Here is an 18,177-nt window from a genome sequence, read left to right as displayed (position 1 = left end):
GGAGGACGGCTGAGGCGCGGCCGTGGACCCCCGCGCGGCCGTCGCACCCCGGCCGGGTGTCGCCTCCCCGGCCGGGTGTCGCTCGCTCCCGTGCGGCCCGTCAGTCGTGCGGCGGCGGGGGTCAGCGCTCCATCATGCGCATCTGGGCCTCGTTGTGGGTGTCTCCCGCGGCCGGGGGGAGGCTGCTGAGCCTGTCGAGCTGTTCCGCGCTGAGCCGGACGGCGTCGGCGGCGGAATTCTCCTCGACGCGGGTGACGCGCCGGGTGCCGGGGATGGGCGCGATGTCGTCGCCCTGGGCCAGCAGCCAGGCCAGCGCGACCTGCGCCGGGGTGGCGTCGATCTCGGCGCCGACGGCGGCGACCTCGTCGGCCAGCCGCAGATTGTGCTGGAAGTTCTCCTTCGTGAATCGGGGGTTGTCAGCCCGGAAGTCGTCGGCGTCGAACTGGTCGGTGGAGCGGATCGCGCCGGTCAGGAAGCCGCGCCCGAGGGGTGAGAAGGGCACGAAGCCGATGTTCAGCTCGCGCAGCACCGGCAGCACGCGCGCCTCGGGGTCGCGGGTGAACAGGGAGTACTCCGACTGGACGGCCGTGACCGGGTGGACGGCGTGGGCGCGGCGGATGGTCTCCGGGCCGGCCTCGGACAGGCCGATGTGCCGGATCTTGCCCTCGGCGACCAGCTCGGCGAGCGCCCCGACGGTGTCCTCGATCGGGGTGCCGGGGTCGACCCGGTGCTGGTAGTACAGGTCGATGCGGTCGGTGCCCAGCCGGGTCAGCGAGCCCTCGACGGCGGCGCGGATGTTCGCGGGAGTGCTGTCCGCGCCCTGGCGGCCGGTGTGCGAGATCAGCCCGAACTTCGTGGCCAGCACGACCTCGTCGCGGCGGCCCCTCAGCGCGCGGCCGACGAGCGTTTCGTTGGTGTAGGGGCCGTAGACCTCGGCGGTGTCGATGAACGTGACGCCCAGTTCCAGGGCGCGGTGCAGCGTACGGACCGACTCCGTGTCGTCGGTTCCCGCGCCGGTGTAGGCGTGGGACATGCCCATCGCGCCCAGGCCGATCCGGGCAACGTCCAGGTCACGCAGGGTGATGTGCTTCATCGCTTCTTCTCTCCTGGCGGACGGCGGCGATCTTGTCCTGTCCGGCCAAGCCTGCCTCTTCCCGCCCGCCGACGACAGGCCGGGACAGGCGGAGGGCCGACAGCGGGGGTGTGACAGGGCCCCTGTCCGCCGTCCGGCCATCGCGGCGGCCGGGCGTCGGAGAGGGGCCGAGGTTCGGGTCAGGGCCGTTTGAAGGCTTCGGGGCCGCCCGCGCCGCAGGGGGCCAGACGGACGCCGCTGCCGTTGTCGACCTCGCTCAGGCACAGGGCCGCGTGAGCGGAGTAGACGGTGCTGCCGCGCAGCGAGAACTTCTGCGCGACGTTGCCGCTGCAATTCGCGACCTGGACGACCGTGCCGGGGGTGGTCCCGCCCCAGGCGGCGTCCATGCACAGGTCGTTGGCGCGGATGGTCCCGTCGGGGCTGATGTGCCACCGCTGGACGAGGCTGTCGTCGCACGCCGCGAGCGCCAGCGGGGTGCCGTCCGTACCCGCGCCCGCGGTGAGGCACTTGCCGGTCGCCGCGTTCTTCAGCGGAGCCCCCGGCGGCTTCGGCGCGTTGGCCGCCGACGCCGGTCCCGAGGCCGGCGCGGACGCGGGCGGTGCGGACGCGGGCGGTGCGGACGCGGGCGGCGCCGAGCCCGGCGCGGCACCGGACGGCGAGGCCGCCGACGGCGACGGACCGGCCGTGGTCGGCGCGGGCGCCGTCGTGGTGTCGGAGGCGTGCGCGACGGTGGTCGAGGGCGAGGAGGAGCCGTGCAGCGCGAGCCCGAGCCCGACCCCCGCGAGGCAGAGCACGGCGACCGACGCGACGACGACCCGGCCCCGGGTGACGACGGGTTTGGTCCGCGGGCCGGGCTCGGCGGGCCTCCCGGCCGTGCGGCCGACGGGAATGTCGTCGCCTTCCTGGGACGGGGGCAACTCCGCGTCCGGGTCGAGCCGGTGCGCGACCCGCTCGTCCAGCAGCCCGGTGTCCACGACGCCGGCCGAGTCGATGGTGAAGCGCCAGCGGGGCTGATCGGTGCGGCCGACGACGACGACCGTCCACCGGCCGTCCGGGTCGTCGGCCAGCCGCTGGAAGCGTTCGCGGTCCCGGCCGCCGGGCGAGCCGCCCAGCAGCAGCACCCCGCCCGCCTCGTCCTCCAGCGCCGCGTCGGTGTCGGCCGGCTCCTGCGGCTCGGCCGGCGCCCCCGCGCCGGGGACCGGTTTGAAGCCGACGCGGACCACGCGCACCTCGCGGGACCAGGGGCTGGCGGCCAGTTCGCGGGCCCAGTCGTGGGCCAGGGCCCGCGCCTGCCGGGCGTCGCCCTCCAGACCGATGAGCCCGCCGACCTCGCCGAGGTTGAGCAGCACGAAGCCCTTGCCGGTGTTGCCGAGCGGGACCAGCCGCGGATACGGCTCCGGCAGCGACTCCGCCACGCTCGCGCTCTGGAGCCAGCGCAACTGGGCGTGCCAGGTCCGCCCGTCCTGGTCTGCGGTCCACCCGGCCGGTGGCCGCTGATCGGGCGTCCTGAGGTGGAACCAGACGGTCTCGGGCCCGACGACCACCACATGGGCCACCGGAACGGCGCGGTTCTCGCGGTCGCAGGCGGTGGCCAGGACGCGGATGACCCGGTCCACGGTCCACAGACCGTGATCGGCACGCGGCGCCGAACCCGGTCGCTGCCCGGACCTTCGCGACCGGCGCAGCCGGGCGCTCCAGTCGGTGCGGCGAGGAAGGCGATCGGCGGATCGGGACGGGGGTGTCACCTGTGTCTCCTTCACTCACGTCTTCACTCGCGTCCGCCCACGCCGTCAGCACGTTCACTCACGTCGTCACAGGGACGGTCGCGCCGCGCCCGCGGTGTGCCGCGCACGCTGTGTCCTGTGAACGGTGGTAGCCCGCCACGGGGGTGTCAACGCCGGGCGCGGGGCGGCGGCGCCCCCTTGGGCCCAGGGGCCCAAGGTCGCCCGCGAGCCCTGGACCAGGCATCGGAGCCGTTCCTAGCATCGACCGCGTCCGGGCCCGGCGTGCCGCCGCGTACCGGCAAGCCCGGCAACGTCAGAAGGGACGCACGATGACGAATCTGAACATCACGTATCAGGAGATGTCGGACAGCGCGAGCAAGATGCGCAACAACAAGGCCGACATCGACCAGAAGCTCACCGAGTGCAAGAACATCGTCGACAACCTCACCGGCTCGGGGTTCGTCACCGACCAGGCGTCCGGCAGGTTCGACGAGGTGCACACCGAATTCGTCACGTCGGCCAACCAGGCCATGGAGACGCTGGACCAGTTGTCGCAGTGGCTCGACAAGGCCGTGGACGCGATGCAGGACATGGACACCCAGCTCGCCAGCTCGCTCAACCAGAAGTAGCGGGCCGCGGCCGGTCCACCGGCGCCGCCCGCACCCCGCGCCGGGCGTGCGGGCGTCCGATCCACGAGGGGGGAACCATGCCCATGATGATCACCATCGCCCGATCCCCCGACTGGTCGGCCGACGTCGCGGTGGACGCCGATCCCACCACCCCGCTCCGCGATGTCGTCAAGAATCTGCTGGACAGTCTCGACGGGTCGCGGCCCCCGACGCTCGGTGGCCCGGCGGAGGCGGCGGTCTACCTCGCCGACCAGCCGCTCGACCTCTCGCTGCCCCTGGCCGGCAGCGGCATCCACGACGGCACCGTGCTCTGGCTCGACCGGCCCGGACCCGCGGAGACCCCGCCCGTCGGCCTGGTGACCGTCCGGGCCGTCGCGGGCGCGGGCGCGGGACGGATCTGGTTCCTCGGCGCGGGCGAGTACCGCGTCGGATCGGGCGCCGACTGCCAGGTCGACGTGGGCGGCGGGCCGCCGGTGGCCGCCGTCGTCCGGATCTCCCTCGACGCCTCGGTACGGGTGCGCGCCGTCGGGCACTCCGCGCTGCTCGACCGCGTCGCCCTGCCCGACCACGACGTGGCCTGGCCCGAGACGGCCCAACTCCTGGTCGGCGAGACCTTCCTGGAGGCGCACCCCCTGCTGCGCCCCGACGCGGTCGTCGAGCCCTCGCCCGACGGCGAGTACCTCGACTACAACCGCCCTCCCCGGCTGCTTCCCCCCGTGCAGCACACCGTGTTCCGGTTGCCGTCCCAGCCCAGGCCGCCCTCCCTGAACGCGCTTCCGTGGCTGACCGCGGCCCTGCCCGCCGTCCTCGGCAGCCTCATCGCGGTGATGTTCCACAACCCGATGTTCCTGATGATGGCGGCGATGTCGCCGGTCATGATGCTCGGGAGCTGGTTCACCGGACGGCGGCAGGGCCGGATCAGCCACCGCCGCCAAGTGGCCGAGTACGGAGCCCAGTTGGAGGCGACCGAGGCCGAGATCGCGACGGCGCTCGAACAGGAGCGCCGCGACCGCCGCGCCGCGAGCCCCGACCCCGCCGAACTGCTCGTCATCGCCACCGGCCCGCGGTCCCGGCTCTGGGAACGCCGCCGCACCGACCCCGACCACCTGCTGGTCAGGGTCGGCATCGCCGACCTGCCCACGGCCATCGCCGTCGAACAGGGCGACGGCACGCGGCGCGGCCGGGACCTGCGCGCGGCCCCCGACGTACCGGCCGCCTTCTCCATCGCGGAGGCCGGAGTCGTCGGCGTCGTGGGACCCGAGGGCTGGCCGCGGCACATGGCGCGCTGGCTGACCGGACAGCTCGCCGTCCTCCAGAGCCCCCGCGACGTGCAGTTGTACATCCTGACCGACCCGGCGGGCGAGTCCCTGTGGGAGTGGGCCGCCTGGCTGCCGCACTCCCGGCCGCTGCTGGGCCAGCAGGCCCTGTCCCTGATGGGCGCCGACGCCGAGACCCTCGGCCGCCGGGTCGCGGAACTGAGCGAACTCATCCACGTACGCCAGCAGGCCCGGCTCAACGCCGGGGTCGGCGCCGCTTTCGCGGACCCCGACGTCGTCGTGCTGATGGACGGCGCCCGGCGGCTGCGGGCGCTGCCCGGAGTGGTGGCGATCCTCCAGGAAGGCCCCGCGGTCGGCGTCTACAGCATCTGCGTGGACGCCGACGAGCGGACACTGCCCGAGGAGTGCGCGACCGTCGTCATCGGCGGCGGCTCGCGGCCGGCCACCCTGCGCAGACAGCGCGCCGCGCAGGTCGACGGCATCGTCTCCGACGAGGTCCCGGAGAGCTGGTACGCCTCGGCCGGACGCAGACTGGCGCCGCTGCGCGACGTCAGCGAGAACCAGGGCGACGCCGCCCTGCCCGCCTCCGCGCGGCTGCTGGAGATCCTGGGCCTCGAAGAGCCGACCCCCGCGGCGATCGCCGCCCGCTGGCGTTCCTCCGGCCGTGGCACCAAGGCCGTCGTCGGCTACTCGCTCAACGGGCCGTTCGCCCTGGACCTGGTCAACCACGGCCCGCACGGACTCGTCGCGGGCACCACGGGCTCGGGCAAGTCCGAGTTCCTGCAGAGCCTGGTGGCCTCGCTGGCCGTCGCCAACCGCCCGGACGCCATGACCTTCGTCCTGGTCGACTACAAGGGCGGCGCCGCGTTCAAGGACTGCGTCGACCTGCCCCACACCGTCGGCCTGGTGACCGACCTCGACCCGCACCTCGTCGAGCGGGCCCTGACCTCGCTGAGCGCCGAACTCACCCACCGCGAGCACCAGTTGGCGGCGGCGGGCGCCAAGGACCTGGAGGACTACCTCGATTACGCGGGCCGCAGGCCGGAACTGCCCCCCATTCCCCGACTGGTCATCGTCATCGACGAGTTCGCCTCGATGGCGCGTGAACTGCCCGACTTCGTCACCGGCCTGGTCAACATCGCCCAGCGCGGGCGCTCCCTCGGCATCCACCTGATCCTGGCGACGCAGCGCCCGTCCGGCGTGGTGTCGGCGGAGATCCGCGCCAACACCAACCTGCGGGTCGCCCTGCGGGTGACCGACGCGGGGGAGAGCACCGACGTCATCGACGCCCGGGAGGCCGCGGCCATCACGACGGCCACGCCCGGACGGGCGTACGCGCGGCTCGGGCACAGCTCGCTGATCCCGTTCCAGACCGGCCGGGTCGGGGGCCGCCGTCCCATGGCCGACAGGACCGCCGCGACGGCCGCGCCCTTCCTGCGCCCGGTCTCCTGGCTCGACCTCGGCCTGCCCGCGCCCCAGCGTCCGCGCACCGTCGCCGAGACCGACGAGGTGACCGACCTGTCGGTCCTGGTGTCGGCCATCGGTCAGGCCAACGCCATGCTGGGCATCGCCGCGCAGCGCCGCCCGTGGCTGCCGCCGCTGCCGCTGTCCGCGGTGGTCGACCTGACGGCCGACCCGGTCCGCGGCTCCCGGCAGGACCCGTCCTTCTCGTGGGCCATCCAGGACCTGCCGATGCGGCAGCGCCAGGAGACGGTGACGGTGGACCTGGCCACCTTCGGCCACCTGCACATCGTCGGCGCGCCCCGCTCGGGCCGCTCCATGGCGCTGCGCACCTTCGCCGCCGCGGCGGCCAGCCAGTCCACCGTCGCCGACCTGCACCTGTACGGGCTCGACTGCGGCAACGGCGCCCTGCTGCCGCTCACCCGGCTGCCGCACTGCGGCGCGGTGGTGCAGCGCTCGGAGACCGACCGCGCCGCCCGGCTGCTCAGGCGGCTGCACGCCGAGGTGCAGAACCGTCAACGACTGCTCGGCGAGGGCGGGTTCGCCGATGTGACCGAGCAGCGCGCGGCCCGGCCCGAGGCCGAACGGCTGCCCCACATCGTGCTGCTGCTCGACCGCTGGGAGGGGTTCATGGGCACCCTCAGCGAGTACGACAGCGGGTCGCTGACCAATCTGATCCAGACACTGCACCGGGAAGGCGCGAGCGCCGGGGTGCACCTGGTCATCGCGGGCGACCACATGCTGCTGAGCGGCCGGATGAGTTCGCTGTGCGACGACAAGCTGGTGCTGCGGCTCTCCGACCGCAGCGACATGGGCCTGGCGGGGCTGAACTCGCGGAAGATCCCGGAGAATCTGCCGCCGGGCCGCGGCTACCGCGCGCCCAGCGCGATCGAGACCCAGGTCGGGCTCGTGGCGGACGACCCGGCGGGCCCCGCGCAGGCCGCCGCCGTGCACGCGCTGGCGGCCCGGCTCACCGAACGCGAGGCGGGAGTCCCCAAATCGGCCCGCCCCAACCGGATCGCGGTGCTGCCCACCCAACTCTCCTTCGTCCAGGCGTGGGAGATGGTGGAGGAGACGCCGAAGCCCATGTGGGCACTGGTGGGCGTCGCGGGCGACGACCTCGAACCCGTCGGCGCCGACCTGATGGGCGATCAGCCGACCTTCCTGGTCGCGGGACCGTCCAGGTCGGGGCGGAGCACCGCGCTGACCGTCATGACCGAGTCGCTGCTGCGCGGCGGCGTCGAGATCGTCATCGGCGCACCCATGAACTCACCGCTGCGGGCCTTCGAGGGCAGGACCGGGGTGCGCGGCGTCATCACCGCGGACGCCCCCACCGAGCAGCAGTTCTCCGATCTGCTGAACCCCGGTGACGGGCCCGTCGTCCTCGTGGTCGACGACGCCGAGACCTGGCGCGACCTGCCGTGCCGCGACTGGCTGAAGGCGTTCGTGAAGAAGGCGTCGGGAAGCAGGCGGGGCGTGGTCCTCGGCGGGGACGTCGCCTCGGTGGCGATGGGCTTCTCCGGCTGGCAGTCCGAGGTCAAGCGCAACCGGCGCGGCGTCCTGCTGTCGCCGCCCACCTTGAACGACGGCGACCTGGTGGGGGTGCGGCTGTCCCGCTCCCAGCTCGCCGCCAGGGTCGTACCGGGCGCCGCCCTGGTGCACCTGGGCAGCGGCAGCCTGCTGCCCGCCCAGATCCCGCTGCCGCCGGCCGCCGGTGAGCCCGCACGCGACAACTCCGCACACGACAACAGGGAGCAGTGATGGCGGACCTCGTGGTGAAGGACCTCCAGAGCCTCGCGAGCGACCTCAGCGAGCTGATCGGTCAGTTCGAGGGAGCGCTGGACTTCCAGAACGACGACAAGGGCCTGTGGGGTCAGCTCAACGCCAACCTGTCGATGGGCGACTTCGCCGACAACTGGACCGTGCACCGTGACGCGATGGTCAAGTCCATGAAGAGCCTGCGCGACAAGGTCAACAAGGTCGACGAGGCGTGGGCGCAGGCGGACCAGCAGTTGCTGGACTCGTTCGAGGACGGCTGAGCCGATGACTGGGTCCATGGCCGGGCCCACGGCTGGGTTTACGGCTGAGCGCCAGGACGGCTGACGAGCGTCACAAGGAGAACCGCATGTCCATCAGAAACCTCGACTGGTCGCCACTGGACCGGCACTCGGACCCGATCCACACCGACCTCGACGTGGTGAGCGGCGCGCAGACGCGCTACCAGCACATCGCCGACACCATCGACGACGCGATCACCAAGCTCCAGCGGATCGTCGACACCGACAGCGACAGCCTGGCGGGCCAGTACGTGGAGGGCCTGAGGTCCGAGGCGACCAGCGTCAAGGACAGCCTCACCAAGGCCGCGGTGCGCTACCACGACGTCGCCGCGGAGATCAAGAAGTACGAGCCCGACCTCGAACAGGGGCTGAACGAGACGGCCGCCGCGCGCACCGACGCCGAAGAGGCCAAGAACGACCAGACCAAGGCGCACGCCATGCCCGACCCGCAGAAGCAGTCGGACGGCACCACCACCCCCGAGGAGCAGCAGAAGGGCTCCGACAAGGACAAGGCGAACGCCGACGCGGACGGGAAGCTGGCGGCGGCCAAGACGCGGCTGACCAACGCGATGGACGCGCTGAACGTCGCGGGCAAGCGCTTCGGCGACGCGGTCAACTGCAAGAAGTACGACGACGGCCTGACCGACTCCTGGAAGGACAAGCTCGACGCCGTCATGGCCAAGATCAGCCAGATCTTCGCCATCATCGGCATGATCCTCGGAGTCCTCGCGATCCTCATCCCCGGTGTGAACGCGCTGATCATCGCCGGAGTGGTGGCAGGCGCGATCACCCTGGTCGCCAACATCGTGCTGTACGCGCACGGCAAGGGCAGCCTGGTCGACGTGATCCTCGGGGCCGTCGGTCTCGGCCTCGCGGGCATCGGCGCCATCGCCTCGCTGGCCGCCAAGGGCCTGGCCAACGCGGCCAAGACGCTCGGCCAGCTGGCCGGTCGGCCCCGCCCGGTGACGACCAACCCCCCGCAACTGCACTGGGGTCCGGGCGCGCCGATCGAGCTGACCCCGATGGGGCCCGCGGCGGGCGCGGGCACCCGCACCGGGCCGAGCGTGATCGGCGGGGTGAACACCGTGCCCGGCGACTTCGTCATGCCGATCAACCCGGCCACCGGCTGGACGAACATGTCGGACTGGTTCAACAACCCCGCCACCAACTGGCTGTTGGGCAAATTCGGGGCCATCACCCCCGAACTGGGCTTCTGGGAGTCGGCGGGACTTCAGTTCAAGGGCGCCGGCGCGATGTGGGGAAAGCTGTTCACCGATCCGCTGAACTTCGCCAAGGACTGGGCGGGTGTCATCGGCGGTCTGAGCGGCTTCCGCGACCTGTCGGCCGTCATGGCGGCCATCGGCGGCAAGATCTCCCCGCTCTGGTACGTCTGGGGCGGCCTCAACGGCGCCTTCGGCATGGGCGGTCTGATCTACACCGGCGGACGCCTGGTCGGCTGGATTCCCGCCGTCAACCCGCCCGGTGTGGCCGCCTCATGACCAGGGGAGACGACATGAGCGACGACCTGGCCGCGCCGGACGGACTGCCCTGGCACTGGGAATGGGTGCCCGACATCCGGCCGGACGACGAGGAGTACGCGGCCTGGACCGCGCACATCGTGGCGCTCTTCGCCGACTGGACGTCCGAGGGCCTGGACGCGGCGCGGCTGGCCTGGCCCGCCGAGGCGGGCGTCGAATTCCCCTTCACGTCCGACATGGTGGGGCAGGGCGCCGCCGCATGGCTGCTGCACCGGGCGGGCCAACTGCCCGCGTGGTCCCGGCTCGCCTGGGGCGCGGCGTTCGTTCAGGGCAGCGCGCGCTGGGCGCCGGTCCCGGTGGTGGTGGAATTCCGCCGCCCCCGGGAGGAGGACCCCAACTACCTGATGGAGGTCGTCGGCGCCCCCGGCCGCGACGGCGACGCCCGGCAGCCGACGATCGACTACGTGACGACCCCGATCGGTGACGGAGTGCAGGTCTTCGCCCTCGGACGGACCCCGGAGGGCGCGGCGTTCGGACGCGCCGAAGCCGCGATGCGCCTGGACGTGCCGCCGGTCGGCGGCGCCGCGAGCGTCAGCTCCGACGTCGTCCTGACCACGGTCGTCTTCGAGATGGGGCTGATGGCGCTGATCAGCGCGGGCGTCGAGCAGTTGATGCAGCAGATCGCCCACGACTGCGCGCCTCCGGCCGACGGGGGCCCGGCCAGGCTCGGGTTCGCCACCACCACCGAGGAGAGCCAGCGGTGATCGACTTCGAACTCGTCCTGCCCGACGGCTGGGTGCAGATTCCCACCACGCCCGACACGACCGCGCTGCGCCGCAGGACCGTCGACGCGGTGATCCGCCACCATGTGCCGGACTCGCTGCCGCGCGACTCGGCGGGCCCGTGGCGGCGGATGCTGCGCAAGGAGCTGACGGAGGCGACGGAGGAGGCCGCGCGGCAGAACGCCCGCTCGGTGCTGCTCCCGCTCCAGGAGTTCAGCGGCGTCCGGCTGCCCGGATCGATGCTGGTCACGGTCCTGGAGAGCCAGGACGAGACCGAGGACCCGGAGAAGCTGCTGGCCTCCCTCCTCGCCGACGCCGGGGCCGACGGCACCTATCTGGAGATCGGCGGAGCCCCGGCGGTACGGGTCGCCTCGGTGGTGGACAGCAGCCGGGTCGGCCGCAAGGCGCCGTCCTGGCGGGTCTCGTACTACGTCTCGAACCCCGACGCGCCCGGCACCTGGGGGCTGCTGACCTTCACCGTGCTGACCGACGGCGACATCGACGCGGAACCCGTACAGGCCGTCGTGCTGCTCTTCGACATGATCGTCACGACTCTGCGCTGGGCGAACCGCGTCGACGTCCCCACCCAGGACGAGGTGCTGGCCCAACTGGCCGAGATGGACCGGCCCGCACCGGATCAGCAGCCGACCGGCTCGTCGGCCTCCGCGCGGAGCGAGCCGTCGGCCGACGCCTCCGGCGCGTGAACCGAACGCGAAGAAAGTATGAAGCGGCCCCGGCCACGCTGGTCGTATGACAGTCGTCGCCACTTCCGCGCCGATCAGCCCGACCCGGGTGCGGATCGCCATCGTGAGCCCGGACATCCTCGCCCAGATCCGCCAGGTCTTCGCCCGTAAGAACCTCGACGTGGAATTCCTGCGGATGCCCTACGTCGAGGTCGCCGTCGCCCCCGCCGCCGCGCCCGCGGTCCCGCGGGCCGAACAGGACCCGCGCCGGCTGTGCGCGGAGTACCGGCTGAGCGCGGTCGCGGTGGAGAGCCTGCCGCCCGCGGGGCAACCGGCCCTGGAGGTACGGCCGCACGCGCCCGCGGCCCCCGAGGACACCGCCCCCGAGGACACGGCCCCGGCCCTGTCCCGCCGTCAGCACGAAGTGATGGCCCTGGTCTCCCGAGGCGCGCGCAACGCCGAGATCGCCGCGCGCCTGCACGTGAGCGAGAAGACCGTGAAGAACCACATCAACCGGATCTTCAGGTCGCTGGGTGCCGAGAGCCGGGTCGAGGCGGTGCTGATCTGGCAGCGGGGACAGCGCGGACCGTGGGACGGTACCGACCGGCGCGCGGTCCTGGCTGCTCGGCCGGAGCTTCCTGCGGTCCCGCGTCCAGAGCGCGCAGGAACTCCGTGACGTCGCCGACCTCCTCCGCGCCCAGCTCCCTCAGGCGCGACAGCGCCCGGTCCGCGAGGGCGCGGGCGGAGTCCGGTTCCGCCCTGGCCCGCTTCACCTTGGCGAGACCGAACAGCGTCAGCGCCTCGTGGTAGTGGTCGCCGCTCGACTCGCACAGCGTCAACGCCTCCTGGAAGTACCGCAGCGCCTTCTCGTCGTGGGCGAGCCCGTACTCGGCGCCGCCCAGATTGATCAGGATGTTGGCCTCCAGCAGGACGTTCCCGCAGCGCCGTGACACCGCGAGGCCGAAGGTGCCGTACCAGAGCGAGTCCTCGAACTCGCCCAGCTCGGCGTGGAGTTCGCACAGCACGTCCAGGCAGCCCGCCTCGTAGTACTCGTGGCCGCTGTGGCGCGCCAGGTCCAGGGCCTGGCTGGCGTAGGACAGCGCGGCCCGGTACTCCTTGGCCTCACGGAGCGTGGACGCCAGATTCCCCAGCAGGCTGGTGCGCAGGACGTCGTCGCCCAGATCCTCCAACAGCCGCAGACCGCGCCGCTGTTCGTGCACCGCGGCCTCGTTGTCCCCCAACCGGGAGTAGGCCACGCCCAGATGGTTGAGCAGCACCGCCTGGGCCCGCCGGTCCTCGACCATCTCGGTGCTGCGCACCCCGAGCCGCAGCACCTCGACCCAGTCCTTGGTCTGCCCGGCCGCGTAGAAGTAGTCGAAGAGCAGATAGGCCAACTGCCACGCCTCGTCGTGGCAGCCGATGCGCTGCGCGGTGCGCAGGAGCGGGGAGATGTTGTCCCACTCCTGCACGCACCAGGTCACCAACTCCTTCTGGTCCGCGAAGCGCAGCGGCGCGTGCGGGGCCACCGGGTCGAGGGTGAAGGGGAGTTTGACCGCGTTGGACTTGTAGTCCTGCGTGAGGGTCCGCACATACCAGTGCAGCACCCTGCGCAGCGCCCCCTTGCGGGCCTCGGCGCTCTCGCCGTCGCCGGAGACCTCCTCGGCGTAGATACGGGTCAGGTCGTGCATCCAGTAGCCGTTGCCGGTGGTCTCCATCAGGTGCTGCGCGGCGAGATTGCGCAGCGCGGCGGCGGCCACCGGCGCCGGGACGTCCAGCAGCGCGGTGGCCGCCTCCGCGCGGATGCTCACCCCGGGGAACAGCCCCAGTGTGCGGAAGGCGTGCGCCGCCCGCGCGTCCAGCCGGGCGTAGGACCAGGAGAGCACGCCGCGCACCGAGTACAGCTCGTCGTCCGGGATCTGGAGCGCGTCGAGCCGGTACCGCACGTCCTCCAACTCGGCCGCCAGGTCGGCGATCCGCACCTGGGACGACCCGGAGGTCACCTGCTCCGAGGCGATCCGCAGGGCCAGCGGCAGGCGGTCGCACAGCTCGGCCAGCCGCCGGGCCGCGGGCAGTTCGGCGCCGACCCGCGCGTCCCCGATCGAGGTGCGCAGCATGCTCAGCGACTCGTCGGCGGTGAGCGGGGAGAGCGTCTCGCGGTGCGCCGAGTACCGCACCGCGAGGCCGCTGAGCCGGTTTCGGCTGGTCACGACGACGAAGGAGGGGCCGTCGCCCGGCAGCAGGTCCTCGACCTGGTCGGCCGACTCGGCGTTGTCCAGCACGATGAGCATGCGCTTGTCCCGGACGATGCTGCGCCACAGCGCGACCCGCTCCTCCTGGTCGGTCGGGACCGTCCCCGCGTGCGAGGAGGCGAGCAGGTGGTGCAGGGCGTCGGCGGGGGAGCGGGCCGGGCGCTTGGGGTCGAAGCCGCGCAGGTTCACATACAACTGGCCGTCCGGGTACGCGTCGGCCAGCAGGTGGGCGCACCGCACCGCCAGCGCCGTCTTGCCCACGCCCCCGACCCCGACGACCATCACGATCCGCGGCGGCGCGGCCGCGCCCCCGCCGTCGGGCGCGGCGTCCCGCGCCGCGTCCAGCACCCGGCGCACCGCGTCCTCCCGGCCGATGAAGTCGGCGACCTCGCGCGGCAGTTGCGCGGGGCGCACCGGGGCCGCGGCGGGAGCGGGGGTGGCGGGCGCGGTGTCCGCACCGGCGCTGTCGGCCAGCAACGACGCGTACAGCGCCCGCAGTTCGGCCGACGGGTCGATGCCCAGATCCTCGGCGAGGAGCTTGCGCAGATCGTGATAGCGGGCGAGCGCGTCGGCGGTCCTGCCGCTGCGGCTCAGGGCCGTGATCAGCAGGGCGCGCAGCCGCTCGTCGTAGGGATGGTCGGCCACGTGGAGCGCCAAGCGGTCGGCCGCGGCGGCGGGTTGGGCCAGTTCCAGAAGCAGTTCGGCGTGCTCCACCACCAGCCGTAACCGAAGGTCGGCCGCCCAGGCGCGGTGCTCCGCGCCGAACGGTCCCGGCAGACCGCCGAGCGCCGTGCCCGAGCGCCACAGGGCCAGCGCCTCCTCGAAGACGGTGACCGCGGCGGCCGGTTCCCGCCCGGCGGCCAGGGACCTGGCCCGCGCCGCCAGCCGCTCGGCCACCGTGACGTCGAGGCCGTCGGGGTCGAGCAGCAGCGAGTAGCCCGCCGCCGAACTGGTCAGCGGCTCACCGAGACCGTCCAGCGCCCGGCGCAGACCGGACACGTAGGTGTGCAGGCTGCCGACGGCCGTGGTGGGGGGCGACTCGCCCCACACCCCGTCGATCAGACGGTCGCGCGAGACGACCGCGTTGCCGCTCAGCGCGAGGACGGCGAAGACCGCGCGCTGCTTCGGCGGGCCGAGAGCGAGTTCCCGTCCCGCCGCGTACGCGCGCAGCGGCCCGAGCGTCTCAACCCTCAGACGACCGTTGTCCATCACGGAACTCCCAGGAGGCGGTGCCCCGGCCCCGCACGGCACGCGCGCGGTTCCACGACTGCGATTCACGTCGTGGTTTCCTCCGCGTCGCATCGTCGCAACCGCACTATAGGCCGCGCCAACACCGTCCGACAGCCCGCACTCCGGCAGCACTGACGCCCCAGGCGTCCCACCGGGCGCGCCGGTGCGCGGGCCGCGGCGGACGCGCGCCCGGCGGTGGCCGAAACGTCATGGAAACCGGGGGTTGACGTGGTCGTGAGCCCGCTCTAACGTTCAGGCAGTTTATTTATCCAGTAAAGAAAGAGTGCGAATGAACGGGTCGTCGGGCGAGGATCTCACCAGCACCGCCGTGCTGGCACTGCTGGGCAGGGCAGGGCCGATGTCGCGGGCCGCGCTCGCGCGGGACCTCGGGATGAGTCCGGCGACGCTGACCCAGGTGACGCGGCGGCTGCTGACGCAAGGAGTGATCGAAGAGCTCGACCGGCAGGAGCCCTCCCGGGGCGGCCGTCGCGGTCGGCTGATCGGTCTGGTCGGCAGCGCGGGCCGGGCGCTGGGCGTCAAGGTGGCCGTCGACCACGTCGCGCTGGTCGACATGCGGCTGGACGGACGGGTCACGGAGACCATGACGGTCCCCTTCGACGCCACGGCGCTGGAGGCGGTGCCCGCGATCGCCGAACTCCTGCGTCCGTTCACCGAGTCCGCGCAGGGGGTGCCCCCGCTGCTGGGGATAGGAGTGGGCGTGCCGGGCACCGTCGACCGCCCGGACAGCGGGGTCGTGGACGCGGCGATGCTGAACTGGGAGAACGTGCCGCTCGGCACCATGCTCGGCGCCTCCTTGGGGCTCGCCGTCCTGGTGGAGAACGACGTCAACGCCCTGGGCAGCGGTGAGCGCCTGTACGGGCGGGGACGCAGTCTCAACGACTTCCTGGTGGTCACCATCGGCCGCGGCATCGGCCTGGCCGTCGTCGCGGGCGGGCATGTCTACCGGGGCGCCCACGGGGGCGCCGGAGACTTCGGCCACGTCCCGGTCGATCCGGACGGGCCGCCGTGCACCTGCGGGAATCGCGGCTGCCTGGAAGCCCTGATCAGCGACGACGTCCTGCTCCGTACGGCACGCTCGGCCGGCATCCTCGGCGAGGGCGCCACGCCCGCCGACCTCGCGGACCTCGCGAACGGCTCGGACGGCGCCAACGACTCGGGCGGCGCCAACGACTCGGGCGGCACCGATGACTCGGGCGGCACCGATGACTCGGGCGGCACCGATGACCGTACGGCGACGGCGCGTCGCATCCTGCGCGAGGCCGGACAGCTCCTGGGCCGCCAACTGGCGGGACTCGCCACGCTCCTGGACCCGCAGGAGATCGTGGTCATGGGGGAGGGGACCCGCTCCTGGCCCTGGTGGGAACCGGGCGTCCGGGAGGCGTTCGAACGCCACGCACCCCGCCGCGCCCGGGAACTGGCGATCACCGTCGAGCCGTACACGGACACCATCTGGGCGCAGGGCGCCGCCGCCCTGGTGCTCGCCGCGTCCCTGGACGGCGGCGTCGGCAGCGTCGATCCGCGCCGACGGATCCACGGGCTCGGCGGCGCGGCGGTCGAACGGAGCGCCAGATGACCATCGGCCCCCTTTCCGTACGCCCTGGCCGGGGACCGGTGTCCGCCCCGGCGTCCGTCCCGGCGGCCGCCGCCGCCCGACGGCGGAAGTGGCGCAACCGCGGCGCGGTGCTGTTCTTCCTGGCACCGAGCGCCGTCCCGCTGCTGCTGTTCACCTTCGCGCCGATGGTCTCCTCGCTGTGGATCAGCCTCCACTCCTGGGACCTGATCTCCCCGATGCGCTGGGTCGGATTCGCCAACTACCGCCACCTGCTGGGCGACGGCGACACCCGGGTCGCGTTCCTGCACACCGTGTACTTCATCGCCGGCTACCTCCCGCTGGTGTACGTGGGCGGCCTGGTCCTGGCGCTCGCCCTCAACCGCCGCATGCGGGGCCGCGGCGTCCTGCGGTCGGTCTACTTCCTGCCGGTCATCACCAGTTGGGTGATGGTCTCGCTGACCTGGAAGTGGATCCTCAGCCCCGACGGGGGACTGCTCAACCGGGTCCTGGGCGGCGTGGGCCTGCCCACCCCCGACTGGTGGGCCTCACCGACCTGGGCGCTGCCCTCGGTGATCCTCGCCTCGGCGTGGAAGGACCTCGGCTTCGTCATGGTCATCCTGCTGGCAGGGCTCCAGGCGATCCCGCGGGAGCTGTACGAAGCGGCCACCATCGACGGAGCGAACGCCTGGCAGCGGTTCCGGCGCATCACGCTTCCGCTGCTCTCGCCCTCCACCTACTTCGTCGTCCTCATCTCCCTGATCAACGGCTTCCAGGTGTTCGACCAGGTCTTCGTGATGACCGGCGGCGGCCCCGCCGGGTCCTCGCGCACCGTCGTCGAGGAGGTCTACGACCTGTCCTTCCGGTACGGGCAGGTCGGCGGCGGCTCGGCCCTGTCCTGGCTGCTCTTCGCCGTGATGATGGCCGTCACCGCGGTCATGACCCGAGTCCAGCGGCGGTGGGTGACCCATGCCTGAACTGACCACGACCCCCGCCCGACAACCCGCGCCCGCGGCGGACCTCCCTCGCGTCCCGCCGTCCCGTACCGCGGACCGGGGCCCGCGCACGAGCACCCGCCGACGGCTGCGGGCCGCCGGGGTCACCGCCCTGGTCGTCCTCGGGGCGGCCGGAATGCTCTTCCCGTTCCTGTGGGTGCTGATCACCTCGCTGCAACCGCACGGCAGCGGGATCTCCGCCCCCTCCCTGATACCCGACACCGTCAGCGCGGACGGCTACCGCAGCCTCTTCCGCGCGATGCCCTTCACCCGGGTCGCCGTCAACAGCCTCTGCCTGGCCCTGGTCTCGACGGTCGTGCAGCTGATCACCAGCTCCATGGCCGCGTACGCCTTCTCCCGGCTGCGCTTCCGCGGCAGGGGCCTGGTCTTCGCCCTCTACCTCGCCACCATGATGATCCCGCTCCAGGTCCTGATCGTCCCGCTCTTCGCGGAGATGAAGGCCCTGAATCTGGTCGACACCTACTTCGCCCTGCTCGCCCCGACCCTCGCCTCGGGCTTCGGAGTCTTCCTGCTGCGCCAGGCCATGGACGCCGTACCCCGCGAACTGGACGAGGCGGCCCGGCTGGACGGCGCGGGCCACCTGCGGATCTTCGGTTCTGTGGTGCTGCCGCTGGTACGCCCGTCGCTCGCGACCTTCTCCGTCTTCGCCTTCATGGCCAGCTGGAACAGCCTCCTGTGGCCGCTGGTCATCATCCGCTCGCCGGAGTTCAAGACCCTCCCGCTGGCACTGGCCGACCTCCAGGGCCAGTTCGGCACCCAGTGGAACGTGGTGATGGCCGGATCGGTCCTCAGCACCCTCCCGATCATGGCCATCTACCTCTTCGCCCAGAAGCACGTGGTCCAGAGCGTCGCCCAGTCGGGCCTGAAGTAGCCGGCCGCCCGAGCGGCCCCGCCCCCCGGCGCACCTCCCGAACACCCTCCCACTCGC

At 72.7% G+C, this 18,177-nt stretch carries 12 protein-coding genes and 1 pseudogene; 10 read left to right on the top strand and 3 right to left on the bottom strand.

Features of this window, described 5'->3' with window-relative positions:
* Nucleotides 1-121 precede the first annotated feature (121 nt).
* The gene (locus ACIQCJ_RS32175) at nt 122-1,093 is read right to left on the bottom strand and encodes an aldo/keto reductase (RefSeq protein WP_391162887.1); all 972 of its coding nucleotides are present in this window, start codon (nt 1,091-1,093) and stop codon (nt 122-124) included.
* Nucleotides 1,094-1,272: 179 nt separating this feature from the next.
* Nucleotides 1,273-2,709 (bottom strand): ricin-type beta-trefoil lectin domain protein, encoded by a 1,437-nt coding sequence (locus ACIQCJ_RS32170; protein WP_402713329.1) that lies wholly within the window; start codon nt 2,707-2,709, stop codon nt 1,273-1,275.
* A gap of 437 nt (nt 2,710-3,146) precedes the next feature.
* Here ACIQCJ_RS32170 and ACIQCJ_RS32165 point away from each other — a divergent pair, with 437 nt between their 5' ends.
* The 7 genes and pseudogenes from ACIQCJ_RS32165 to ACIQCJ_RS32135 form a co-directional block, all read left to right on the top strand.
* Nucleotides 3,147-3,446: a WXG100 family type VII secretion target gene (locus ACIQCJ_RS32165; protein WP_188285763.1), complete on the top strand. Its 300-nt coding sequence runs from the start codon at nt 3,147-3,149 to the stop codon at nt 3,444-3,446.
* 77 nt (nt 3,447-3,523) lie between these two features.
* Complete coding sequence (locus tag ACIQCJ_RS32160; RefSeq protein WP_402713326.1) at nt 3,524-7,945, top strand: FtsK/SpoIIIE domain-containing protein; 4,422 nt, start codon at nt 3,524-3,526, stop codon at nt 7,943-7,945.
* Entirely contained in the window at nt 7,945-8,223 is a 279-nt protein-coding gene (locus ACIQCJ_RS32155) for a hypothetical protein (RefSeq protein ID WP_355335544.1), read from the top strand. Before ACIQCJ_RS32160 ends, ACIQCJ_RS32155 begins: the two co-directional genes overlap by 1 nt.
* Nucleotides 8,224-8,309: 86 nt before the next feature.
* Nucleotides 8,310-9,740: a hypothetical protein gene (locus tag ACIQCJ_RS32150; protein WP_391125461.1), complete on the top strand. Its 1,431-nt coding sequence runs from the start codon at nt 8,310-8,312 to the stop codon at nt 9,738-9,740.
* Between the two features lie 14 nt (nt 9,741-9,754).
* The gene (locus ACIQCJ_RS32145) at nt 9,755-10,483 is read left to right on the top strand and encodes a hypothetical protein (RefSeq protein WP_402713324.1); all 729 of its coding nucleotides are present in this window, start codon (nt 9,755-9,757) and stop codon (nt 10,481-10,483) included.
* Nucleotides 10,480-11,205, top strand: a complete 726-nt coding sequence (locus ACIQCJ_RS32140) for a hypothetical protein (protein WP_391051227.1) — start codon at nt 10,480-10,482, stop codon at nt 11,203-11,205. Before ACIQCJ_RS32145 ends, ACIQCJ_RS32140 begins: the two co-directional genes overlap by 4 nt.
* A 46-nt stretch (nt 11,206-11,251) precedes the next feature.
* Nucleotides 11,252-11,686 (top strand): annotated as a pseudogene (locus tag ACIQCJ_RS32135) (LuxR C-terminal-related transcriptional regulator); the annotation flags it as partial.
* A 19-nt stretch (nt 11,687-11,705) separates the two neighbouring features.
* Here the strand turns inward: ACIQCJ_RS32135 and ACIQCJ_RS32130 are convergent.
* Nucleotides 11,706-14,642 (bottom strand): BTAD domain-containing putative transcriptional regulator, encoded by a 2,937-nt coding sequence (locus tag ACIQCJ_RS32130; RefSeq protein WP_402713321.1) that lies wholly within the window; start codon nt 14,640-14,642, stop codon nt 11,706-11,708.
* A 310-nt stretch (nt 14,643-14,952) separates the two neighbouring features.
* On the opposite strand from ACIQCJ_RS32130, the gene ACIQCJ_RS32125 reads away from it, so the two are divergent.
* The 3 genes from ACIQCJ_RS32125 to ACIQCJ_RS32115 are packed head-to-tail and all read left to right on the top strand — an operon-like array spanning nt 14,953 to nt 18,120.
* Nucleotides 14,953-16,257: an ROK family protein gene (locus tag ACIQCJ_RS32125; RefSeq protein WP_402713319.1), complete on the top strand. Its 1,305-nt coding sequence runs from the start codon at nt 14,953-14,955 to the stop codon at nt 16,255-16,257.
* Nucleotides 16,254-17,210 carry a sugar ABC transporter permease gene (locus ACIQCJ_RS32120; RefSeq protein WP_355335531.1) on the top strand — a complete coding sequence of 319 codons (957 nt, stop codon included), beginning with the start codon at nt 16,254-16,256 and terminating at the stop codon, nt 17,208-17,210. Before ACIQCJ_RS32125 ends, ACIQCJ_RS32120 begins: the two co-directional genes overlap by 4 nt.
* Nucleotides 17,203-18,120: an ABC transporter permease subunit gene (locus ACIQCJ_RS32115; protein ID WP_391162881.1), complete on the top strand. Its 918-nt coding sequence runs from the start codon at nt 17,203-17,205 to the stop codon at nt 18,118-18,120. Before ACIQCJ_RS32120 ends, ACIQCJ_RS32115 begins: the two co-directional genes overlap by 8 nt.
* Nucleotides 18,121-18,177: the final 57 nt, after the last annotated feature.

This window comes from Streptomyces sp. NPDC093221, assembly GCF_044753885.1.
GTDB lineage: Bacteria > Actinomycetota > Actinomycetes > Streptomycetales > Streptomycetaceae > Actinacidiphila.
This window is presented reverse-complemented; position numbering and strand designations above follow the sequence as displayed.

Bases quoted from the DNA above. Each gene is read 5' to 3' on its own strand.
- ACIQCJ_RS32175 (WP_391162887.1), bottom strand. From the start codon at position 1,093: ATGAAGCACATCACCCTGCGTGACCTGGACGTTGCCCGGATCGGCCTG.
- ACIQCJ_RS32165 (WP_188285763.1), top strand. From the start codon at position 3,147: ATGACGAATCTGAACATCACGTATCAGGAGATGTCGGACAGCGCGAGC.
- ACIQCJ_RS32160 (WP_402713326.1), top strand. From the start codon at position 3,524: ATGCCCATGATGATCACCATCGCCCGATCCCCCGACTGGTCGGCCGAC.
- ACIQCJ_RS32155 (WP_355335544.1), top strand. From the start codon at position 7,945: ATGGCGGACCTCGTGGTGAAGGACCTCCAGAGCCTCGCGAGCGACCTC.
- ACIQCJ_RS32150 (WP_391125461.1), top strand. From the start codon at position 8,310: ATGTCCATCAGAAACCTCGACTGGTCGCCACTGGACCGGCACTCGGAC.
- ACIQCJ_RS32145 (WP_402713324.1), top strand. From the start codon at position 9,755: ATGAGCGACGACCTGGCCGCGCCGGACGGACTGCCCTGGCACTGGGAA.
- ACIQCJ_RS32130 (WP_402713321.1), bottom strand. From the start codon at position 14,642: ATGGACAACGGTCGTCTGAGGGTTGAGACGCTCGGGCCGCTGCGCGCG.
- ACIQCJ_RS32125 (WP_402713319.1), top strand. From the start codon at position 14,953: ATGAACGGGTCGTCGGGCGAGGATCTCACCAGCACCGCCGTGCTGGCA.
- ACIQCJ_RS32120 (WP_355335531.1), top strand. From the start codon at position 16,254: ATGACCATCGGCCCCCTTTCCGTACGCCCTGGCCGGGGACCGGTGTCC.
- ACIQCJ_RS32115 (WP_391162881.1), top strand. From the start codon at position 17,203: ATGCCTGAACTGACCACGACCCCCGCCCGACAACCCGCGCCCGCGGCG.